1 protein-coding gene is annotated in these 768 nt (G+C 40.0%); it reads right to left on the reverse strand.

Annotated elements, in window-relative coordinates; all coding sequences use genetic code 11:
• The coding region (locus tag L1S34_RS14795; protein WP_236364868.1) for an MBG domain-containing protein at positions 1 to 768 on the reverse strand (768 nt) is incomplete at both ends.

Raw genomic sequence — 768 nt, forward strand, 5'->3', positions numbered from 1 at the left:
ACTACCTAAAGTCACTACGATAGGGTAAGCACCTACGTTAGAGAACTGCGTAGCAGAAGTTGCAAGGGTATAGTTAATCGTATCTCCATTTACAGCACTAGTCACCACAGCTGTAAGAGCAGGGTTAAGATCACCGTATACTTTTGTTTTATCATCAGCAGTAACCAAAACATCTACTTGTTTTGGAGTAACTGTTAAAGTTCCGTTTACAGCAGTAACATTATAATTAGGATTGTTTCCTAAAGTCACCACGATTGGATAAGCACCTACGTTAGAGAACTGCGTAGCAGAAGTTTCTAGGGTATAGTTAATCGTATCTCCATTTACAGCACCCGTTACCACCGCTGTTAGAGCAGGATTAAGATCACCGTAAACTTTCGTTTTGTCATCAGCAGTAACAACTACATCAATAGCTTTAGGCGTAACTGTTAAAGTTCCGTTTACAGCAGTAATGTTATAGTTAGGATTAGTACCTAAAGTCACCACGATTGGGTAAGCACCTACGTTAGAGAACTGCGTAGCAGAAGTTGCTAGTGTATAGTTAATCGTATCTCCATTTACAGCACCAGTCACCACGGCTGTTAGTTCAGGGTTAAGATCACCGTAAACTTTCGTTTTATCATCAGCAGTAACTACTACATTAATAGCTTTAGGCGTAACTGTTAAAGTTCCGTTTACAGCAGTAACATTATAGTTAGGATTACTACCTAAAGTCACTACGATTGGGTAAGCACCTACGTTAGAGAACTGCGTAGCAGAAGTTGCAAG

Origin of the sequence: Flavobacterium sp. K77, from assembly GCF_021608205.1 — a bacterium.
Lineage (GTDB): Bacteria > Bacteroidota > Bacteroidia > Flavobacteriales > Flavobacteriaceae > Flavobacterium > Flavobacterium turcicum.